This is a genomic window from Oceanobacillus alkalisoli (assembly GCF_022213125.1).
Classification (GTDB): Bacteria; Bacillota; Bacilli; order Bacillales; family Amphibacillaceae; genus Oceanobacillus; species Oceanobacillus alkalisoli.
On the sequence record NZ_JAKNRA010000074.1, the window covers coordinates 1 to 234 of the forward strand.

1 pseudogene is annotated in these 234 nt (G+C 40.6%); it reads right to left on the bottom strand.

Going from position 1 to position 234, the window contains the following annotated elements:
• Positions 1 to 234 (bottom strand): annotated as a pseudogene (locus tag L3V42_RS18200) (IS5/IS1182 family transposase); the annotation flags it as partial.

A 234-nucleotide genomic window follows, 5' to 3' on the forward strand; every position in this document is an offset into this window, starting at 1 on the left:
TGACCGTTCTTCATGTAGTCGTCCTTCATACGCATGAAGGTTGCATCAGGATCCGTCTTGGAATAGCTATTGCGGTCACCAAAAATCTCCATATCTTTTTGATACTTTTGTTTACGCGTCACAAAGTTCACAAATTGCTTCCGAACTTGTTTTGGAAATTTACGTTCCGAACGGATTTTCTTACGCTCACTTCCAACTTCACACGCTTCAATCTTATCGTCATATTCCTCGATT